Consider the following 16,025-nt stretch of genomic DNA (forward strand, 5'->3'; position numbering starts at 1 on the left):
TGTTGCGATGTGCCGACGCTAGCAACGGAAACCGCCAGGGTCAACATGGATTTTCCCGCGCCGGGTTCAAGCGGTCATGCGGTCTTGGCTGTATCGACTTCGCGTGTTAGCGTGCGCGCGCCAAACGTCGCCACGCCTGCCATGCTGCAAACGCTGTTCGTCAAGGATTTCGCCATAGTCGGCGAGGCCGAAATCGGCTTCGAACGCGGCCTGACCGTGGTCACCGGCGAAACCGGTGCGGGCAAGTCGCTGATGGTCGATTGTTTGTTGCTTCTGGCAGGCCAACGCGCGGACGCCGGCGTCGTGCGCGCAGGCTGCGAGCGCGCCGAGCTGATTGCCGATTTCGACCTCGCCGATGCGCCCACGGCCCGGCAATGGCTCGTGGACGAGGAATTCGACGACGCCGACGGCTGCCAGTTGCGCCGCGTGATCCGCGCCGAAGGCGCCTCGCGCGCCTGGATCAACGGCCGCCCGGCGACGCTCGCGCAAATGCAGGCGTTGGCGCAACGGCTGATAGAAATCCACGGCCAGCACGAGCACCAGGCCTTGCTCGACAAGGCCAGCCAGCTCGCCCTGCTCGACGCATTCGGCGATCACGCCACCCTGCTGCAGCCGGTTGCCGCATTGGCCGCGCGTTGGCGCGAGATCGACGCTCGCATGCGCGAGCTGCACGGCGAGCACGACCATTCCGAACGCATCGCGCTGCTCGCGCACCAGGTCGACGAACTCGACCGCCACGCGCTGCAGCCCGCGGAACTCGACGCCCTGGACGAACGCCACAAGCGCCTGGCCAACGCCGGCCACCTCATCCAGGGCACGAGCGCGCTCGCCGAGTTGCTCGACGGCGACGGCGAGTTCAGCCTGTTGCGCCTGGCCCACCGCGCGCACAGCGAAATCACGCGTCTTGCCCAGTCCGATGCCGAACTCGCCACCACCGGCGATCTGCTCGGCACGGCGAGCCTGCAGCTCGAAGAGGCGAACGGCGCGCTCGCGCGCTACCGCGACGCGCTCGACCTCGACCCCGAAAAACTCGCCGAGACCGAGGCACAAATCACGAAACTGCACGAACTCGGCCGCAAGCACCGCCTGCCCGTCGCCGAGCTGAAGGCTCATGCGCAGACGCTGCGCGGGGAGCTGGAAACGCTGCAGGGCGCGGGCGCGACGCTGGCCCGGCTCGAGCGTGAACGCCACGAGGTCGAACGCGAATACCGCGCTGTCGCGGCGCAGCTGTCTGCGGCACGCGCCGCCGCCGCGCAGACCCTGGGAACGAGCGTCAGTCAGCTGATGGACGAACTGGGCATGAGCGGCGGGTGCTTCGCTGTCGCAATCGAGCCCCTGGCGAAGGCCACGCCCGACGGACAAGGCCTGGAGCGCGTCGAATTCCTGGTCAGCGCCAACCCGGGGCAGCCGGCGCGCGCACTGCGGCGCGTCGCCTCGGGTGGCGAACTCTCGCGCATCAGCCTCGCCATCGAAGTCGCCGCGCTCGGCGCCGACAACGCCAGCGCGGATGCGATCGCGACGATGGTGTTCGACGAAGTCGACTCCGGCATCGGCGGTGCAGTCGCCGAAGTGGTCGGCCAGAAACTGCGCCGGCTCGGCGCGCATCGCCAGGTGCTGTGCGTCACCCACCTGCCCCAGGTGGCCGCGCAAGGCCATCATCACCTGCGCGTGGCCAAGTCCAGCGACGGCGCGAGTACGCATACGCGCATCGACCCGCTCGACGAAAAGGCGCGCCGCGATGAAGTCGCGCGCATGCTAGGCGGCGTCGAGATCACGCGCGAAACGCTGGCCCATGCAGCACAGATGCTGCGAGCGGCGGGCAGCGAGCGGTGAGTCGTCTCCGCTCATCTCCCACCGCCATTCAGCTCACTTCTTTTTCTTCGCCCGCACGTACAGCACCAGCGAGTGCTCCTCGATCACGTAGCCGTGCTTTTCGGCGATCTCGCGCTGCAGACGCTCGATCTCCTCGCTGACGAACTCGATCACGCGGCCGCTGTCGAGGTCGACCATGTGGTCGTGATGCTTGCCGCGCTCGATCTCGTACACCGCCTGGCCGCCCTCGAAATTGTGCTTGGCGACGAGACCGGCTGCCTCGAACTGGGTGAGCACACGATAGACCGTGGCCAAGCCGATCTCGTCGTCGTGCTCGAGCAACTGGCGATAGATGTCTTCGGCGGTCAGATGTTTGCCGTCCGAGGCTTCGAGAATTTCGAGGATGCGCATGCGCGGATGCGTGACCTTGAGCCCCGCCTTGCGCAGATCTTGAGTTTCCATATGAGTACCACCTGAATGCCGGACGCAGTGCGCGCGCCCGCTGGAGCCGAGGGCTAGTGTATCATCGCAGCGTTTCCGCACCGACCAGCATGCAGATGACCCAGGCCAGCACGAATCGAATCCTTTTCAAATGGCCGCGCGCGTTCGCGCTGGCTGCCATCGTGTTGGGCGTGAGCGCCTGCAATCCGGTCTACCAGCTCGACATCCAGCAGGGCAACCTGTTCAGCAAGACCCAGGTCGAGTCGCTCAAGCCCGGCATGAGCAAGCGCCAGGTGATGTTGACCATGGGCAGCCCGTCGGTGGTCAATCCGTTCCAGCAGAGTCGCTGGGACTACGTCTCCACGTTCCGCCGCGGCAACGGCCGCATGGAGACCAAGGATCTCGTCCTCTACTTCGATGGCGACAGCCTGAGCAAGATCGATGGCGACTACTTCTCCGAAGATCCGGTCGAGCTGATCCGCCTCGCGACCAAGTACAAGCGCCAGTACCCCGACGAAAAGCGTTCGGACGAAGACAAGAAAAAGCGCGGCGGCGGCGACGACACCGGAGCGTGACGTCGCCCCCGGCGTTGCATTCGCGCACGATCGCGAACATCAAGCAGCGGCTGCCGCGCAGCCACCGTTTTCAAGCTCGCCCGCCCTGCCTTTGCGCGCGCCGCCTGCGCGCCTGCATCGGATCGATGACGAGCGCACGATAGAGTTCGATGCGGTCGCCGTCGCGCAACGGCGCGTCGGCAGCGACGACGCGCCCGAAGATGCCGATCGCCACCGGCACGAAGCCTGCGGGGAGTTCATCGCGGATGCCCGAAGCGTCTATCGCCAGCCGCACCGTCGCATCGGCCGCCAGTGTCGTGGCGCGCACGATCTGCCGCCGGGCCTCGGCGTAGACGACCTCGACACGGATCGCCTCCGGCACTTTCGCTGACGTCCCCTCAGACATAGGCGCGATCGGCCTCACGGCAGAATTCGTCGACCATGCGATCGGCCAGTTTCTGGAATCCAGCGCGCAACACCGGCCCCATCACGCCGGAGTAATCGAAATCGAGCGCCAGCGCGATCTTGCAACCGTCTTCACCGAGCGCGGCGAATGTCCAGGCGCCGTGCAGCGCGCGGAACGGTCCTTCGACGAGAAGCATTGCGATGCGATGCGGCGCCTCGGGAGTGTTGCGCGTGCTGAAACTCTGCGTCATTCCGCCCAGGCGCAGGTCGAGACGCGCGATCAGCGCGTCGGCCTCGCGCGCGAGCACGCGCGCGTCCGCGCACCAGTTGAAACGACGCGGATACGCCTCGACATCATTGACCAGGTCGAACATGCGCGCGCAACTGTGGCGCACGATCGCACTGCGTCGGATCTGTATCGTCATCCCGGCACTCGCCGTTGCCCGTGAAAGTCGTGCGGCGGCCATCCTCGGCCGTACTTTTCCATGCCGGATGTATACAATGTGCAATTACGCATGACCCGATTGTAGAACGTAACGGCGATACCCGCATCGGGGCGCAACTTCACGACCATGGCAAAAGACAACAAGAAAACCGATTCGACCATCGCGCTGAACAAACGCGCGCGGCACGAATATCACATCGATGAGCGCTACGAGGCCGGTGTCGCCCTGCAAGGCTGGGAAGTCAAAAGCCTGCGCGCAGGACGCATCAGCATCGTCGATGCCTATGCGATCGTGCGCAACGGCGAGATATTCCTGTTCGGCGCATCAATCCCGCCACTGCTCTCGGCATCGACCCACGTCGTCGCCGATGACCGGCGCACGCGCAAACTCCTGCTCAATCGCGCCGAAATCGACAAGCTGATCGGCGCGGTCGAGCGCAAGGGCTACACGCTCGTGCCGACCGCGATGTACTGGAAAGCCAACCGGGTCAAGATCGAGCTCGGCCTGGCCAAGGGCAAACAGGATCACGACAAGCGTGCTGCGGAAAAGGACCGCGACTTCGCGCGCGAAAAACAGCAGGCGATGCGCTCGAAAAACCGCTTCGGCTGAACTGCGTCCACGCGCAGCGTTGAAGTTGCCGCGCCGGGAACCATATAATCCACAGACCAGCGTTTCTCCCGGGGGTGACATGGCTTCGACGGGGATATCGAAATCGCTTGGTGCATGCCGAGGGGGCAGCTTTCCTCGTTAATCCAGCAGCAAACTTTTAGTTGCCAACGACGACAACTACGCTCTGGCCGCTTAAGGCCTAGCCCCGAACCCGCTTGTGTCCGTGCTCGCCGGTGTAGGGTCATCATCACGGAATCGCCGCTGGTCGCCGTCGGTCGATCATCAGCTAACTCTCAACCGGCTGGTCCTGCGGTGCGCTTCGCACGCCGTGTTGCCGCAGGATGAGATCAAACGGCGAGCTATGCATGTAGAGCCAGGGACGTAGTGTCTTCGGACGGGGGTTCAATTCCCCCCACCTCCACCATTTACCCAAAGCCCAACCCTTATCGGTTGGGCTTTTTTCTGCCCGAAACGCCAGTGTTGGCGCGGTTCCCAGCCTTCGCCTCGTGAGCGCCGGCCTGCCGCCCGACGCCGCTTCGGCCCGCTCGCCACCTCTCTGTTGGCCTTTCTCTCTGTTTGCCTCGTGAGCGTTCTCGGCCCCACACCCACTATTAGCGCGGGTTAGCGGGGTGTCGGTTGCGGATTGAGATTGCCTGCTCGCCGGGAACCGAGAGCGCAGAGGCGCAAAAAAACCGCCCGAAGGCGGTGCTTGGAGCAAGGACGAGACCGGTCACATGCCGGGGGCGTACTGCGCGCGCTGCGCGTCCCATGTAGCCGGAACCGCGCCACGGATCAGCCGTTGCAGCGTGAGGCCCGAAGCCTGCCCCGTCGCGCAGGCGTCCACGATGGTGGGTGCGATGCGGGCCAACTGCGCGATCTTGCTGGCCTGCGCCCGGTCGATGCCCTCGGCCGCCGCGATTTCCGTGATGGAAGCGAAGCGGCCCTCGTCCAGCAGGCGCTGCCAGTGGTGCGCGAGACCCAGCGCGCGCATCAGCGGCGTGTCCTGCGACGCCGCTTGAACCTGCCGCTCGTGCGCGGCTTCTTCCAGAAACTCCTGCGGCGCGTCCAGCGGCGTGATCACTTCCTTCTTGAACCCTCGCTTCACCAACGTCCAGGGGACGAATGTCTCCAGCTGCACACCACCCGCGGGCAGCGGCGTCTGGTACGTCACCGGATCGCCTTTGACCCGGCCTCGATGTTTGCGGCTCACACGTCCTCCTCGAAGCTCGCCATCAGGTTTCGTTGCGCCTGCCAGTCCGGCGTCAACCGATTGCGCTGGAACCACATCAGCGTCAGGCGGCGCGGCTGCCGCCCCGCCATCCACAGCTCGATGATGTCGGGCGCGAGCAAGGTCAGGCGCAGCAGTTCGTTGACCACCGACTGGTGCAGCTTCTCCGCGCGGGCGATGGCCGAGCCGCTGCGCATCACGCCCGTATCGAGCAGGTGCTGCCAGTAAAACGCGCGGGCCAAGCCCTCGATCAGGGTGGTGTCGTGGGCGCTGCGGCCATCGACCGCCAGACGCTGCACGCCCCTACGTCGGAACACCAGTGGCACGAAGGTTTCGAGGCGGTCGTTCATGCCGACTCGACCTCCAGCAATTCAGCGCCGATGCTCTGCGGCGCAAACTCCTCGATCAAGGCGTTCCAGCCGATCTCGCGCCACTTCACCTTGATGCCTTGCACGGCCCCGGCGTGGACGAGGTCGACGCGCTCAATCATCAGGTTGGCGATGCGGTGACGCTCGACCGGGAACAGGTGATCCCACACGTCGTTGAGCCGACCCATCGCCATCACCGTGGCGACCTCGTCGATCTGCGCACCATTGCGCTGGACGTGACGCACCACCGACGCCACCGATTCCGGGCTGGTCAGCACCGTGCGGATCTGGGCAACAACTGCCCCTTCGATTTCCGGCGCAGGCAGGCGCTCGTAGTTCTTGCCCGGCGCGCCGAAGCGGCTTTCCGACTTGGACACGTAGTAGTGGTACTTGCGCCCGTTCTTGCGCGAGTAGGTCGGGTACATCCGCTCGCCCGAGGGCGCGTACAGCAGGCCACGCAGCAGCGCGTCGGTGCGCGAGCGAATCTTGGTTTCGACCGACCGGGCGTGGCTGTCCTTGGCCAGTACCTCGTGGACACGGCCCCACAGCCCCGGATCGATGATCGCCGGATGCGCCCCTGGGTACCAGTTCCCCTTGTGCGACAACTCGCCAAGGTAGATGCGATGGCGCAGCAGCTTGTGGATGTACTTCTTGTCGATGCGCGCGCCGCTACGCGTCTGTCCTTCCTGCGTCGTCCATGCCTTGGTGGTGATGCCTTCGGCAGTGAGGGCTGCGGCGATCTTCGTTGGCGAGCCGATGGTGAGCATCTCCTCGAAAACGCGCCGCACTACCGCCGCCTCGGCCTCATTGACGATCAGCGTCCGCTTCTCGACGTCGTAGCCCAGCGGCGGCACGCCGCCCATCCACATCCCTTTGCGCTTGGCGGCTGCGATCTTGTCGCGGATGCGCTCGCCGGTGACCTCACGCTCGAACTGCGCGAAGGACAGCAGCACGTTCAGCATCAACCGCCCCATCGAGGTAGTGGTGTTGAACTGCTGCGTGACCGAGACGAACGACACGCCGTGGCGCTCGAATACCTCGACCATCTTGGAGAAGTCGGCGAGGCTGCGCGTCAGGCGGTCGATCTTGTAGACCACCACGATGTCGATCAGGCCGCGCGCGATGTCGGCGAGCAGGCGCTTGAGCGCGGGCCGTTCGGTGTTGCCGCCGGAGAAACCGGGATCATCGTAGTCGTCCGCGACAGGAATCCAGCCCTCGGCCCGCTGGCTGACGACATAGGCCTGCCCCGCCTCCTTCTGCGCGTCGATGGAGTTGAACTCCTGATCGAGCCGTTCGTCCGATGACACTCGGCAGTACACGGCGCAGCGTTTGCGCGCCTTGGTGGTGGCGATCTCGTTCATCGCGCCCCCTGCTTGACCAGGCCGAAGAACAGCGGCCCGCTCCAGTGCTGGCCGGTGAGACGGTTCTTGTAGTCGTCGTAACCGGCACCCGGATTCTCCGCGGCCCACTTGCCGCGCAGTTCATCTTTCGGGTTGTCGGGCAGGATGTGTTCGATTTCCAGCTTCGAGAACGGCTCCAGGCTGCCCGGCGTCTTCAACCCGCTGAACGCCATCTCGACATGCTGAGTCAGTCGCGCCAGCAGATACCGTGTCCGGTACTGCTGCATCGAATACAGCGTGAAGCGCCGGAGCGCATCGACCAGTTCCTGCGACTTCCCTGTCATGTTCTTTTCGAAGCGGTCGGCGATGAACGCGTTGAGCTGCACCTTTTGCTTCACCGGGTCGGAGGCCGCGGCAATCGTGCGCAGCTCATCGGCCCATTGGGAGAAGCTGCGCTCCAGATCTTTGGTCGGCGTCTTGGTGAAGATGTAGTAGAAGAGAAAGCTCTCCAGCTGCGCCACGAAGTGGTCGAACAGCGGTTTCGGGAAATTGGCTGCCGCCAATAGCAGGACGTAGTGCAGGCTGAAGGCACCGCCCGCCAGCCGCTTGAGGCTGTCCATCGCAAGGCTGGGCTTGCCGTCGTTGCCCAACCCGTTCGAGAACGCGAGATAGTGCTCGACGTTCCGGATGACCTTCCTGACGAACTCGAAGGGCTTGTTGGCGTAATCGCACAGCGCCGCGTTGTCCTTGTCCACGAACCAGTCGTAGATTTCGTCCTCGCGCACCACCGCGTCGCCGCGCTCGTTCTTGATGACGTAGTTCGCCATCAGGAAGTAGCGCAGAAAGCGCAACGGCTTTGCGTTCATCTTGGCCATCGTTTTCTCCGTTTCTTATTCCAGCCCCAACGCCGCTTGGGCCGTGCTGCCCACCGACTTCAGGTAATTCTGCAAACGCTCCAGGATGGAGCACTCTTCCGCACTGCCTTCGGCACGGCTCTGTTCGATCAAAGCTTGAATCAGTTGCGCGAATACCTGACTGCGGCGCAGCCCACGCGCATCCAGATAGTCGTTGACCTTCACCACGTCGCCTGCTACCCAGAGCTGCATCAGCTTGTGAACCTGATCGACCAGCGGGATCGTCCTGCCGCTGGTCGTCTCCAGACCAAGAGAACGGTGCTTGCGGGCACTCCACGTCTTGAGCTTGAACTTGCCACCACCGCCAGAAGTGCCGGCGTCTTCATCATCTCCATCCGCTTCTTCGTCGCCAGCTTCACCCTGCTCGGCAGCACTGCCGCTCTTGGCCAGCACCTCGTACTGATCCACCAGCTCGCGTTCCGACATGCTGCACGACACTGCGTAGAGGATGCAGGGGCCAGCGGGGGCTTCCTTCAGACCGAAGTCGTGTCGGTGCAGCAGGTAGTAGGTCGTGATGTCATCGAGTGGATGGTCACCCGGTGTCGGCTCACTCTGCCCGTGCGACAGTACTCGACCCACGACGAAATCCACCACGATACGGCGCACATGGCTGAGGAACTCGGCGACGGCCATCAACTGGCCGGGTTCGGATGCCTTCTTGACGGCCGGGTAACGGCTGTACGCTTCCATTGCTGGGCCGGTGGCCGCCCACACGAAGTCCGGGCCGCGAATACCCGCGTCCCAAAAGTCGCGCAACTTGGCAGTGATGCTGGTCTCCATTTCCTTTAGCACCTGCGCATCCCAGCCTGCCTTAGCGAGCGGGTCGCGCTTCTTGCAAACCAGCCAGACGGAGGAAGCCAGCGCGGCGGACCCTTGCGCGCGCATACGCGCCGCCTGCTCAGTTTGAATAGGCCACGAGCCGTCGACGACAAAGCCCGCTTTGATAATGGCCGACACCAGCGTTTCCCAGGCATCAGGCTGTTTGTGCGCGAACACGATCACCAATCGACCTTCGGGGCGCAACGCGGTATGACAGGCCTTGAAGGCTTTCGCCATGCCCTCTTCGTAGTTGGTCTTCGACGCCTGCTTGTCGCCGCCAAAACGAGATGCATCGTCGATCAGTTCACCGTCGTTGGTGTCGTTGCGCCATTTCGGCCCCAGTGGAGAGGCAAATGCCTCACGGTAGGCATCAGACAGATCGCTGAGCTGCCGCCGATCCCAGACGTAGAAGTAGTCCATCAAGTCGGAGTAAGGGATGGCGTCGTAGTACGGCGGGTCGGTAACGATGACGTCAAAAGCCCCGGCTTCCGGGCAGTCAATGGCGCTCTGATTGAGTACTGTTGGCACGGGGGCAATCGAGTTGGTCGCGCGCAGGATGGTCTCTATCGACTCCCCGACAGCGTCCAGACACATCCACCATCCGCCGCGCACGTCGTTAATGGGCGCCGCTTCGCTGAAGTCCCAGTTCATCGGAAGCGCAAAGCGCACGAAAGTGTGCCCAATGGCTTCGACGCTCGTGATCCAAGCCAGGATGCTGGAGTTGAAGTCGAGCATTCGGTCGAAGCCGCATTGAAGAAACGCAGACAACGCCTCGGTTTCTGCGGCGTCGTATCCTGCTTTGGACAGTTCTTGACGCGCTTCGCGGACGGCGTCGACGAAGCATGCGAGAGCCACCAGCTGACGGGGGCTATAGATCTTGAACCACTGGTCAAGACCGTAAAGAGGCGTGGTAAAGGGTGATCCTCCACCTTGTCTGCTTGCGCCAACCGGGATCGGTTCGGTTGGCAAGCCGAATGGGATTTTCGAGAAGGCGTCAGAGATTGTTGTTTTGGCACTTTCTGGGACATCTATTTCGTGTGCAACAGGTACTTGCGGGCAGGGCTCGAAGGGCTTGCCACAGCAGGCGCAGTGTCGGGTCATCGTCGGGGTCTCCATGCAAAAGCCGCTGGAAACCGCGACGGCACTGCTACCGCGCCCACGCGCGGGTACGCTTGGCCTCGATCCGTCAGTGGGGCGCTCTCGTCATCCGGGTATACGCCCAGTGGCACGGTTCCTATTCATCGGTTGTTATTGACATCTGCCGATGTTATGGAACAATATGCCCGACATGGACACGACCGTCGACAAGCTGCTCGATCTGGCGCGCGCGCAGGGACTGGTGCGCCCCAACGATCTGGCTCCGCTGGGTATCCCACGGGTGGCCCTGACGCGGGCTGTGCGGCGCGGGCAACTGGAACGCGTCGGGCGCGGGCTGTACGGGCTGATGTCACGGCCCGTGTCCGCCCACGGCACACTGGCCGAAGTCGCGCGGCGCGTTCCCAAGGGCGTGGTCTGCCTGCTGTCGGCGCTGCGTTTCCACGAGCTGACGACGCAGGCCCCGTTTGAGGTGTGGCTGGCCATCGACAACAAGGCCGCCACGCCGAAGCTGGACTACCCGCCCCTGCGCCTCGTGCGCTTCTCCGGCGCGGCGCTGACCGAGGGCGTCGAGGAACACGTCGTCGATGGCGTCACCGTCCGCGTCACCAGCGTCGCCAAGACCGTGGCCGACTGCTTCAAGTACCGCAACAAGATCGGACTGGACGTGGCGCTGGAGGCGCTGCGTGAAGCCTGGAGCGCAAAGCGCATGACCAGCGACCAGATCTGGCACTACGCCAAGATCGACCGCGTGGCCAACGTGATGCGCCCCTATCTGGAGAGCCTCGCATGAACCAGCGCAACGTCGCCGCGTCGGTTCGCGCCCGGCTGCTCAACAAGGCCCGCGCCGAAAAGCTGGACTACAACCTGCTGATGACGCGCTACGCACTGGAGCGGATGCTGTACCGCCTGAGCGTCTCCGAGCAGCGCGGGCAGTTCCTGCTGAAAGGCGCGCTGCTGTTCGATCTCTGGTTCGACGTGCAGCATCGCCCGACGCACGATGCCGACCTGCTGGGCTTCGGCTCCGCCGAGCTGCCGCATCTGGAAAACCTGTTCCGCCAGATCAGCCAGATCAGCCAGATCGAAAGCGATGACGGCATCGTGTTCCAGGCCGACACCGTGAAGGCCGCCGAGATCCGCAAGGAGGCCAACTACGCGGGTGTGCGCGTCACGCTGACGGGCCTGCTCGACGGCGCGCGCCTGCCGGTACAGATCGACGTCGGCTTCGGCGACGCCGTCGTGCCCGGCCCAGAGGATGCGCAGTACCCAGTCATCCTCGATGACATGCCGTCGCCGCAGCTTCGGGTCTATCCCCGCTACACGGTCGTCGCCGAAAAGCTCGAAGCGATGACCTCGCTCGGCATTCTCAACAGCCGGATGAAGGACTACTTCGATCTGTGGATTCTGGCCCGACATTCCGACTTCGACGGCGCGGTGCTGGCCCAAGCCGTCCGTGCCACCTTCGAGCGCCGGGGCACGGGCATCCCATCAGGTGCGCCGCTTTGCCTCACCGACGGGTTCGCGCTGCACGAGCAGAAGAACATGCAGTGGTCGGGCTTTCAGCGCAAGAACGCCTTGGAGCCGATGCAGCTGGCCACGGTGATCAAGGCGTTGCGCGAGTTCCTGCTGCCGGTGCTGACGGCGCTCGCTGCGGGCGAGGGCTTCAACCGGCAGTGGCGGGCAAGCGCGGGATGGGACGCGGCGTGATTGCAGCAGATTCCGGCCAGATCATCGAAATCACGCCCTCAAGGCGGCTGCATTACTATCTGGTTCTGAATACGGACGCGGGTTCAATTCCGAGTTCCGCCACCAATTACAAGGGCTTGGATAGTCTCCAAGCCCTTTTCCTTTGCGCGAATCCCCCGCTGCGCGAGGGCAAGCATCGTTTGACGATCGCGCCGCGCGACTGCTGCTAAGCTAGGGCGCATGACGACATTGCCGCCATCGAAATCCCGCCTCGCCCACCTGCTCGAACGCAATCACGCCTGGTCGCTGGATCTGCGCCGGCGCGATCCCGACTACTTCCACCGCCTCGCCGACCAGCAGGCGCCGAAGTATCTGTGGATCGGCTGCTCGGACTCGCGCGTGCCGGCGAACCAGATCATCGACATGGCACCGGGCGAGGTGTTCGTGCAGCGCAACGTCGCCAATGTGGTCGTGCATACCGACCTCAACTGCCTGTCGACGATCCAGTTCGCGGTGGACGTGCTCAAGGTGGAGCACATTCTTGTCGTCGGTCACTACGGCTGCGGTGGCGTCCGCGCGGTGCTCGACGGCCTGCGTCTGGGCCTGGTCGACAACTGGCTGCGCCATGTCGGCGACGTTGCGCAGAAGCACGCGTCGGCACTCGACGGGATCGATGCGCACACGCTGCGCCACGCGCGTCTGTGCGAGCTCAACGTGATCGAGCAGGTGGTCAACGCCGCGCAGACAACCGTGGTGAGGGACGCCTGGGAGCGCGGCCAGAACCTGACAGTACACGGCTGGTGCTACAGCCTGGAGAATGGCCTGGTCAACGATCTCGGCATCGAAATCGCGCAACATTCGCAACTTGCCGATCAGTACCATGGCGCGTTGGCGCGGCGGCAAGAACATCTGCTGCGCGGAGTCTGAGCGCATGTCGATAAGCAAGCGTTGCCTGATCCTGTGCCTGCTCGCCGCCCTTCCGGCGGCAATTTGCGCACAGGGCGACCCGATCAGCGAAGCCGGCAGACGCGGCCTGCTGCGCCGTGGCCAGGAATCGCCGACGGAACAAGAGATGACGCCGGCCGAATGGCGTCGCCGGCAGCTCGCCGCCGCGGACAGGTCCGAAGGCATCATGCGCCGCGCGCAGAAACAGCCCGGCCTGCTCGCGCAGTATGTGGCGATGCAGGCCGCCTACGACGAAAACAACGAGCGCGCGTTTCGCCTGATCTTCGGCCAGTACCTGTCGTGGTTCCAGACCTGGATCGGCGACTATCCCGGCGCCGCGCGTTCGTTTTCGATCGCACAGCCGGCGCAACCCGACGACGCGCCGTCGCCGCTGAGCAGCGGCTGGCGCGCGCGGCCCGCGGCCGATGTCATTCTCGAACTGGCCAGGGATCGCAAGGCCGTGTTCTTCAACGAGGCGCACAGCGCGCCACTCACGCGCACGCTGACTGTCGATCTGCTCGCGCGCCTGCGCGCCGAGGGCTTCACCCATTTCGCCGCGGAGACGCTGTATCTCAAGGAAGCGGACGGGTTGCGCAAGCGCGGCTATCCGACCGCGAAGGCGGGCTTCTACGTCGAGGAACCGATCTACGGCGAAATGGTGCGCGCGGCGCAGAAGCTGGGCTACACCGTCGTCGCCTACGACGCCGAGGATGCGGGCACCGGCGACGCGCGCGAGCGTGCGGGCGCGCAGTCGCTGTACGATCAGGTGTTCAAGCACGACCCGAATGCGCGCCTCGTCGTCAACGCCGGCTTCGGCCATATCCAGAAATCGGGCGTCTATCTCGGCGGTTCGAGCATGGCGATGTTTTTCCGCAAGATCGCCCACATCGATCCGCTCTGCGTCGAACAGACAATGCTGATCCAGCATGCGCGCGGCGACCAGGACCACCCCTGGTACACGGCGGTGATGCAGGCCGCGCACCCGGCGCAACCGTTCGTCTACGTGGATGCCGGCAACACACCGTGGACGCTGAAACCCGGGCTCTACGATGTCAGCGTGTTCTTTCCGCCGACGGCGGAAACCGATGGTCGCCCGGACTGGATCAGCCTCGCCGGTACCCGCCAACCCTACCCGGTCAGCAGCGACCTTTGCCGCAACCAGTTTCCGTGCATGGTCGAGGCGCGCTACGCGAACGAAGGCGACGACGCCGTCGCCGCCGATCGCGCGGTTCTCAACGTGATCGATCCGAATGCGCCGATGTCGCAACGTATACTCGCCAACCACGGCTCGGCGCAAAGCCGGTTGTATCTGTATCCCGGCACCTATCGGCTCAGCGCGACCGACAGTCGTGGCCGCACGGTGACGTCGCAGTCGGTCACGATTGCGGCTGGCGCGGTGAAGCGCTAGGGCAGTTTCGTCCGCGGTGCTTGCAGGTAATTCCGGGGCCATGCGAAGCATGGCGCGCGGAGTCCGGTTCTTGCTCCATCGCAGCGAAGATCAAGAGCGGATGACCGGCCATTCGGCTGTTGAAGGCTCCGCCTTCGCGGGGATGACGAGCTTGCAGATACTTGAATCGAAAGCGCTCCAGCGGAATGCCGCAGCAAGCTCCATGGTCACCGGCAGCGCGCAGATGCGGCGCTGCCGGCGAGCGGCGACGGTGCGCTACTTCGCGTCGCCCGGCACCACAGCGTAGCGCAGCAGCCCGGCCTTCGTGTCCTTCGCGCCGCCGACGGCAAGATAGAACTGGCCGACTTCGGGAGCGAGAAAACACGTCTTCGCGCCTTTTTCCGTAGGCACGCGGGCAAGTTCCACGTAGTGGTCCGCATCGCGCTGGGCGAACACGCCGGTGTAGTCATCACCGCAGGCGTAGATACGGCGGTTGGCCGCATCGAAGATCAAACCGTTGGTGCGACCAGGCGCATCGAAGCTTGCTACCGACTGACCGTTGTCGGTGTTGACGACCACGAGCTTGAACGGCTTTCGCGTGATGATGAACAGGCGCTTGTTCTTCTCGTCGAGGTCGATGGCCGAGTTGTTCTGCCCTTCCTTTACCGGCCAGGTGGAAAGTACCTTGCCGGTCTTCTTGTCGAGCACGGCAATTTCACTCAGACCAGCCACGTTGACGTATACGTGCGAACCGTGCTGCTCGGCGATGATGCCCTCGGTGAAGTCGGTGTCGAACTGGGTTTCGCTGACTGTCTTGCCCGTTTCGGGGTCGACCTGGGCAACCGTGACCTTGGGCAACTTCGTCGGCGCGTTCTTGCCGCCCACAACGAACCAGAGGCGGTTGGTGGATGGATCGTGGTACATCACATCGGCGCCCGGGATCAGCTTGACCGTGCCGATCTGCGCGTAGGTCTTGCCGTCGAGGATGTGGGTCAGGCCATTGCCGGAGTTACTGAGGAAGATACGATCCTTGTTCGCGTCGTAGTAGATCGCATGCGGCTCTTCCATGCCCTTGACGGTTTTCAGGTGCGCACCGCTGTGCAGGTTGAAGACGTCGAGCTCGCCGCCTTCCTCGCCGGCGAGGAACAGGCGATCGCCCTTGACGTCGGCGCCGAAGTGATCGAAATCGCCGTCGTAGCCGGGCATGTCGGTGCGACCAAGCGGCTTGAGCGGGGCTGGGCCATCGGCAAACGCAAGTACGGGCAGGATGAAGGCCAGGGCTGCGGCGAGCGCGTGGATTTTCGGTTTCATGTGTCGTTTCCCTATGGGCTTGGGTGAGGCTTTGCTGTCGGACAACACGCCGGATGCCGCCCACGGTGCCATGCACACCGCGAACGGAATCCGGTTCGGCCGTGCAGCAAACCGCGTCCGCTGCAGCTTATTTGGCTTCGTCGAACAACGCGTTGTAGCTCGGAATCTTCTTCGCCAGCGCATCGCGCAGATCGTTCGCCTTCTTCAGGTAGCTCAGCTCGTCGGCACTGTTGTTCGCATTCGCCGGCGGGTTCTTCCACGCATAGACGACGAGACCGATGTTGTCGCCCTTTGCGTCGCGCATCGGCATCAGGATAACGAACTTCTTCGGATTGTCCTGCGTGCGGTGCCAGCGCGGATCGACGATCGTGATGCCCTTCTTGGAGACATCGATATCGTCCGGATCGTCCGGATTGCCGACGCGATCGAGATAGGACCCGGCGAACATCGTATAGACGTCGGTCTTGCCGGGCGGCACGCCGTGCAGCGTGATGCTGAGTAGTTCCGGATGCGCGGCCATCGTCTCGTCCGACAGCTTCTGGCCGTAGATCTTGTGCGCCGGCGGGGTCCAGTTCTTTTCGGCGGCCGAAGCCGAAGAGGCCACACCGAACATCACTGCGCCCGCGAGAGCAACGGTCAGGGTCAACTTGGACAGTTTCATGAAA

17 protein-coding genes and 1 other RNA gene are annotated in these 16,025 nt (G+C 64.0%); 8 read left to right on the forward strand and 10 right to left on the reverse strand.

All coding sequences use genetic code 11. The annotated features are described in order from the left end of the window. The first annotated feature begins 141 nt into the window (after window positions 1-141). Window positions 142-1,833, forward strand: a complete 1,692-nt coding sequence (gene recN, locus AC16HO_RS15880) for a DNA repair protein RecN (RefSeq protein WP_395642628.1) — start codon at window positions 142-144, stop codon at window positions 1,831-1,833. 33 nt (window positions 1,834-1,866) lie between these two features. On the opposite strand, the gene fur is transcribed toward recN, so the two are convergent. Next, the gene (fur, locus tag AC16HO_RS15885; RefSeq protein ID WP_395642204.1) at window positions 1,867-2,274 is read right to left on the reverse strand and encodes a ferric iron uptake transcriptional regulator; all 408 of its coding nucleotides are present in this window, start codon (window positions 2,272-2,274) and stop codon (window positions 1,867-1,869) included. A gap of 56 nt (window positions 2,275-2,330) precedes the next feature. On the opposite strand from fur, the gene AC16HO_RS15890 reads away from it, so the two are divergent. Continuing rightward, window positions 2,331-2,828, forward strand: coding sequence for an outer membrane protein assembly factor BamE (locus AC16HO_RS15890; RefSeq protein ID WP_395642205.1), 498 nt, complete (start codon window positions 2,331-2,333; stop codon window positions 2,826-2,828). A 70-nt stretch (window positions 2,829-2,898) separates the two neighbouring features. Here the strand turns inward: AC16HO_RS15890 and AC16HO_RS15895 are convergent, their stop codons facing one another. Then, window positions 2,899-3,213, reverse strand: coding sequence for an RnfH family protein (locus AC16HO_RS15895; RefSeq protein ID WP_395642206.1), 315 nt, complete (start codon window positions 3,211-3,213; stop codon window positions 2,899-2,901). Continuing rightward, entirely contained in the window at window positions 3,206-3,637 is a 432-nt protein-coding gene (locus AC16HO_RS15900; RefSeq protein WP_395642207.1) for a type II toxin-antitoxin system RatA family toxin, read from the reverse strand. The genes AC16HO_RS15895 and AC16HO_RS15900 overlap by 8 nt, the downstream gene beginning before the upstream one ends. A 147-nt stretch (window positions 3,638-3,784) precedes the next feature. Here AC16HO_RS15900 and smpB point away from each other — a divergent pair, with 147 nt between their 5' ends. Both smpB and ssrA read left to right on the forward strand, forming a co-directional pair. Beyond that, a complete protein-coding gene (gene smpB, locus AC16HO_RS15905) occupies window positions 3,785-4,267 on the forward strand; it encodes an SsrA-binding protein SmpB (RefSeq protein ID WP_395642208.1) in 483 nt (160 codons plus the stop codon). A 70-nt stretch (window positions 4,268-4,337) separates the two neighbouring features. Further along, window positions 4,338-4,691: a transfer-messenger RNA gene (gene ssrA / locus AC16HO_RS15910) on the forward strand. A gap of 306 nt (window positions 4,692-4,997) precedes the next feature. Here ssrA and AC16HO_RS15915 read toward each other — a convergent pair. Genes AC16HO_RS15915 through AC16HO_RS15935 form a run of 5 tightly spaced genes read right to left on the reverse strand, consistent with a single transcriptional unit; the run spans window position 4,998 to window position 10,037 of the window. Further along, window positions 4,998-5,477 (reverse strand): LacI family transcriptional regulator, encoded by a 480-nt coding sequence (locus AC16HO_RS15915; RefSeq protein ID WP_395642209.1) that lies wholly within the window; start codon window positions 5,475-5,477, stop codon window positions 4,998-5,000. Continuing rightward, a complete protein-coding gene (locus AC16HO_RS15920; protein WP_395642210.1) occupies window positions 5,474-5,845 on the reverse strand; it encodes a site-specific recombinase resolvase in 372 nt (123 codons plus the stop codon). Before AC16HO_RS15920 ends, AC16HO_RS15915 begins: the two co-directional genes overlap by 4 nt. Beyond that, window positions 5,842-7,224, reverse strand: coding sequence for a recombinase family protein (locus AC16HO_RS15925; RefSeq protein WP_395642211.1), 1,383 nt, complete (start codon window positions 7,222-7,224; stop codon window positions 5,842-5,844). Before AC16HO_RS15925 ends, AC16HO_RS15920 begins: the two co-directional genes overlap by 4 nt. Next, window positions 7,221-8,078: a GmrSD restriction endonuclease domain-containing protein gene (locus AC16HO_RS15930; protein ID WP_395642212.1), complete on the reverse strand. Its 858-nt coding sequence runs from the start codon at window positions 8,076-8,078 to the stop codon at window positions 7,221-7,223. Before AC16HO_RS15930 ends, AC16HO_RS15925 begins: the two co-directional genes overlap by 4 nt. A 15-nt stretch (window positions 8,079-8,093) precedes the next feature. Then, window positions 8,094-10,037: a hypothetical protein gene (locus AC16HO_RS15935; protein ID WP_395642213.1), complete on the reverse strand. Its 1,944-nt coding sequence runs from the start codon at window positions 10,035-10,037 to the stop codon at window positions 8,094-8,096. A 187-nt stretch (window positions 10,038-10,224) separates the two neighbouring features. Here AC16HO_RS15935 and AC16HO_RS15940 point away from each other — a divergent pair, with 187 nt between their 5' ends. The 4 genes from AC16HO_RS15940 to AC16HO_RS15955 all read left to right on the forward strand — a co-directional run bounded on the left by AC16HO_RS15940 (window position 10,225) and on the right by AC16HO_RS15955 (window position 14,070). Further along, window positions 10,225-10,824 (forward strand): type IV toxin-antitoxin system AbiEi family antitoxin domain-containing protein, encoded by a 600-nt coding sequence (locus AC16HO_RS15940; RefSeq protein WP_395642214.1) that lies wholly within the window; start codon window positions 10,225-10,227, stop codon window positions 10,822-10,824. Then, window positions 10,821-11,738, forward strand: a complete 918-nt coding sequence (locus AC16HO_RS15945; protein ID WP_395642215.1) for a nucleotidyl transferase AbiEii/AbiGii toxin family protein — start codon at window positions 10,821-10,823, stop codon at window positions 11,736-11,738. Before AC16HO_RS15940 ends, AC16HO_RS15945 begins: the two co-directional genes overlap by 4 nt. 219 nt (window positions 11,739-11,957) lie before the next feature. Continuing rightward, window positions 11,958-12,644: a carbonate dehydratase gene (can, locus tag AC16HO_RS15950; protein WP_395642216.1), complete on the forward strand. Its 687-nt coding sequence runs from the start codon at window positions 11,958-11,960 to the stop codon at window positions 12,642-12,644. Window positions 12,645-12,648: 4 nt separating this feature from the next. Next, window positions 12,649-14,070, forward strand: coding sequence for a hypothetical protein (locus AC16HO_RS15955; protein WP_395642217.1), 1,422 nt, complete (start codon window positions 12,649-12,651; stop codon window positions 14,068-14,070). 255 nt (window positions 14,071-14,325) lie between these two features. Here the strand turns inward: AC16HO_RS15955 and AC16HO_RS15960 are convergent, their stop codons facing one another. Both AC16HO_RS15960 and AC16HO_RS15965 read right to left on the reverse strand, forming a co-directional pair. Continuing rightward, a complete protein-coding gene (locus AC16HO_RS15960) occupies window positions 14,326-15,360 on the reverse strand; it encodes a YncE family protein (protein ID WP_395642218.1) in 1,035 nt (344 codons plus the stop codon). A gap of 127 nt (window positions 15,361-15,487) precedes the next feature. After that, a complete protein-coding gene (locus tag AC16HO_RS15965) occupies window positions 15,488-16,021 on the reverse strand; it encodes a hypothetical protein (RefSeq protein ID WP_395642219.1) in 534 nt (177 codons plus the stop codon). Window positions 16,022-16,025 lie beyond the last annotated feature (4 nt).

The organism is Rudaea sp. (genome assembly GCF_057139185.1).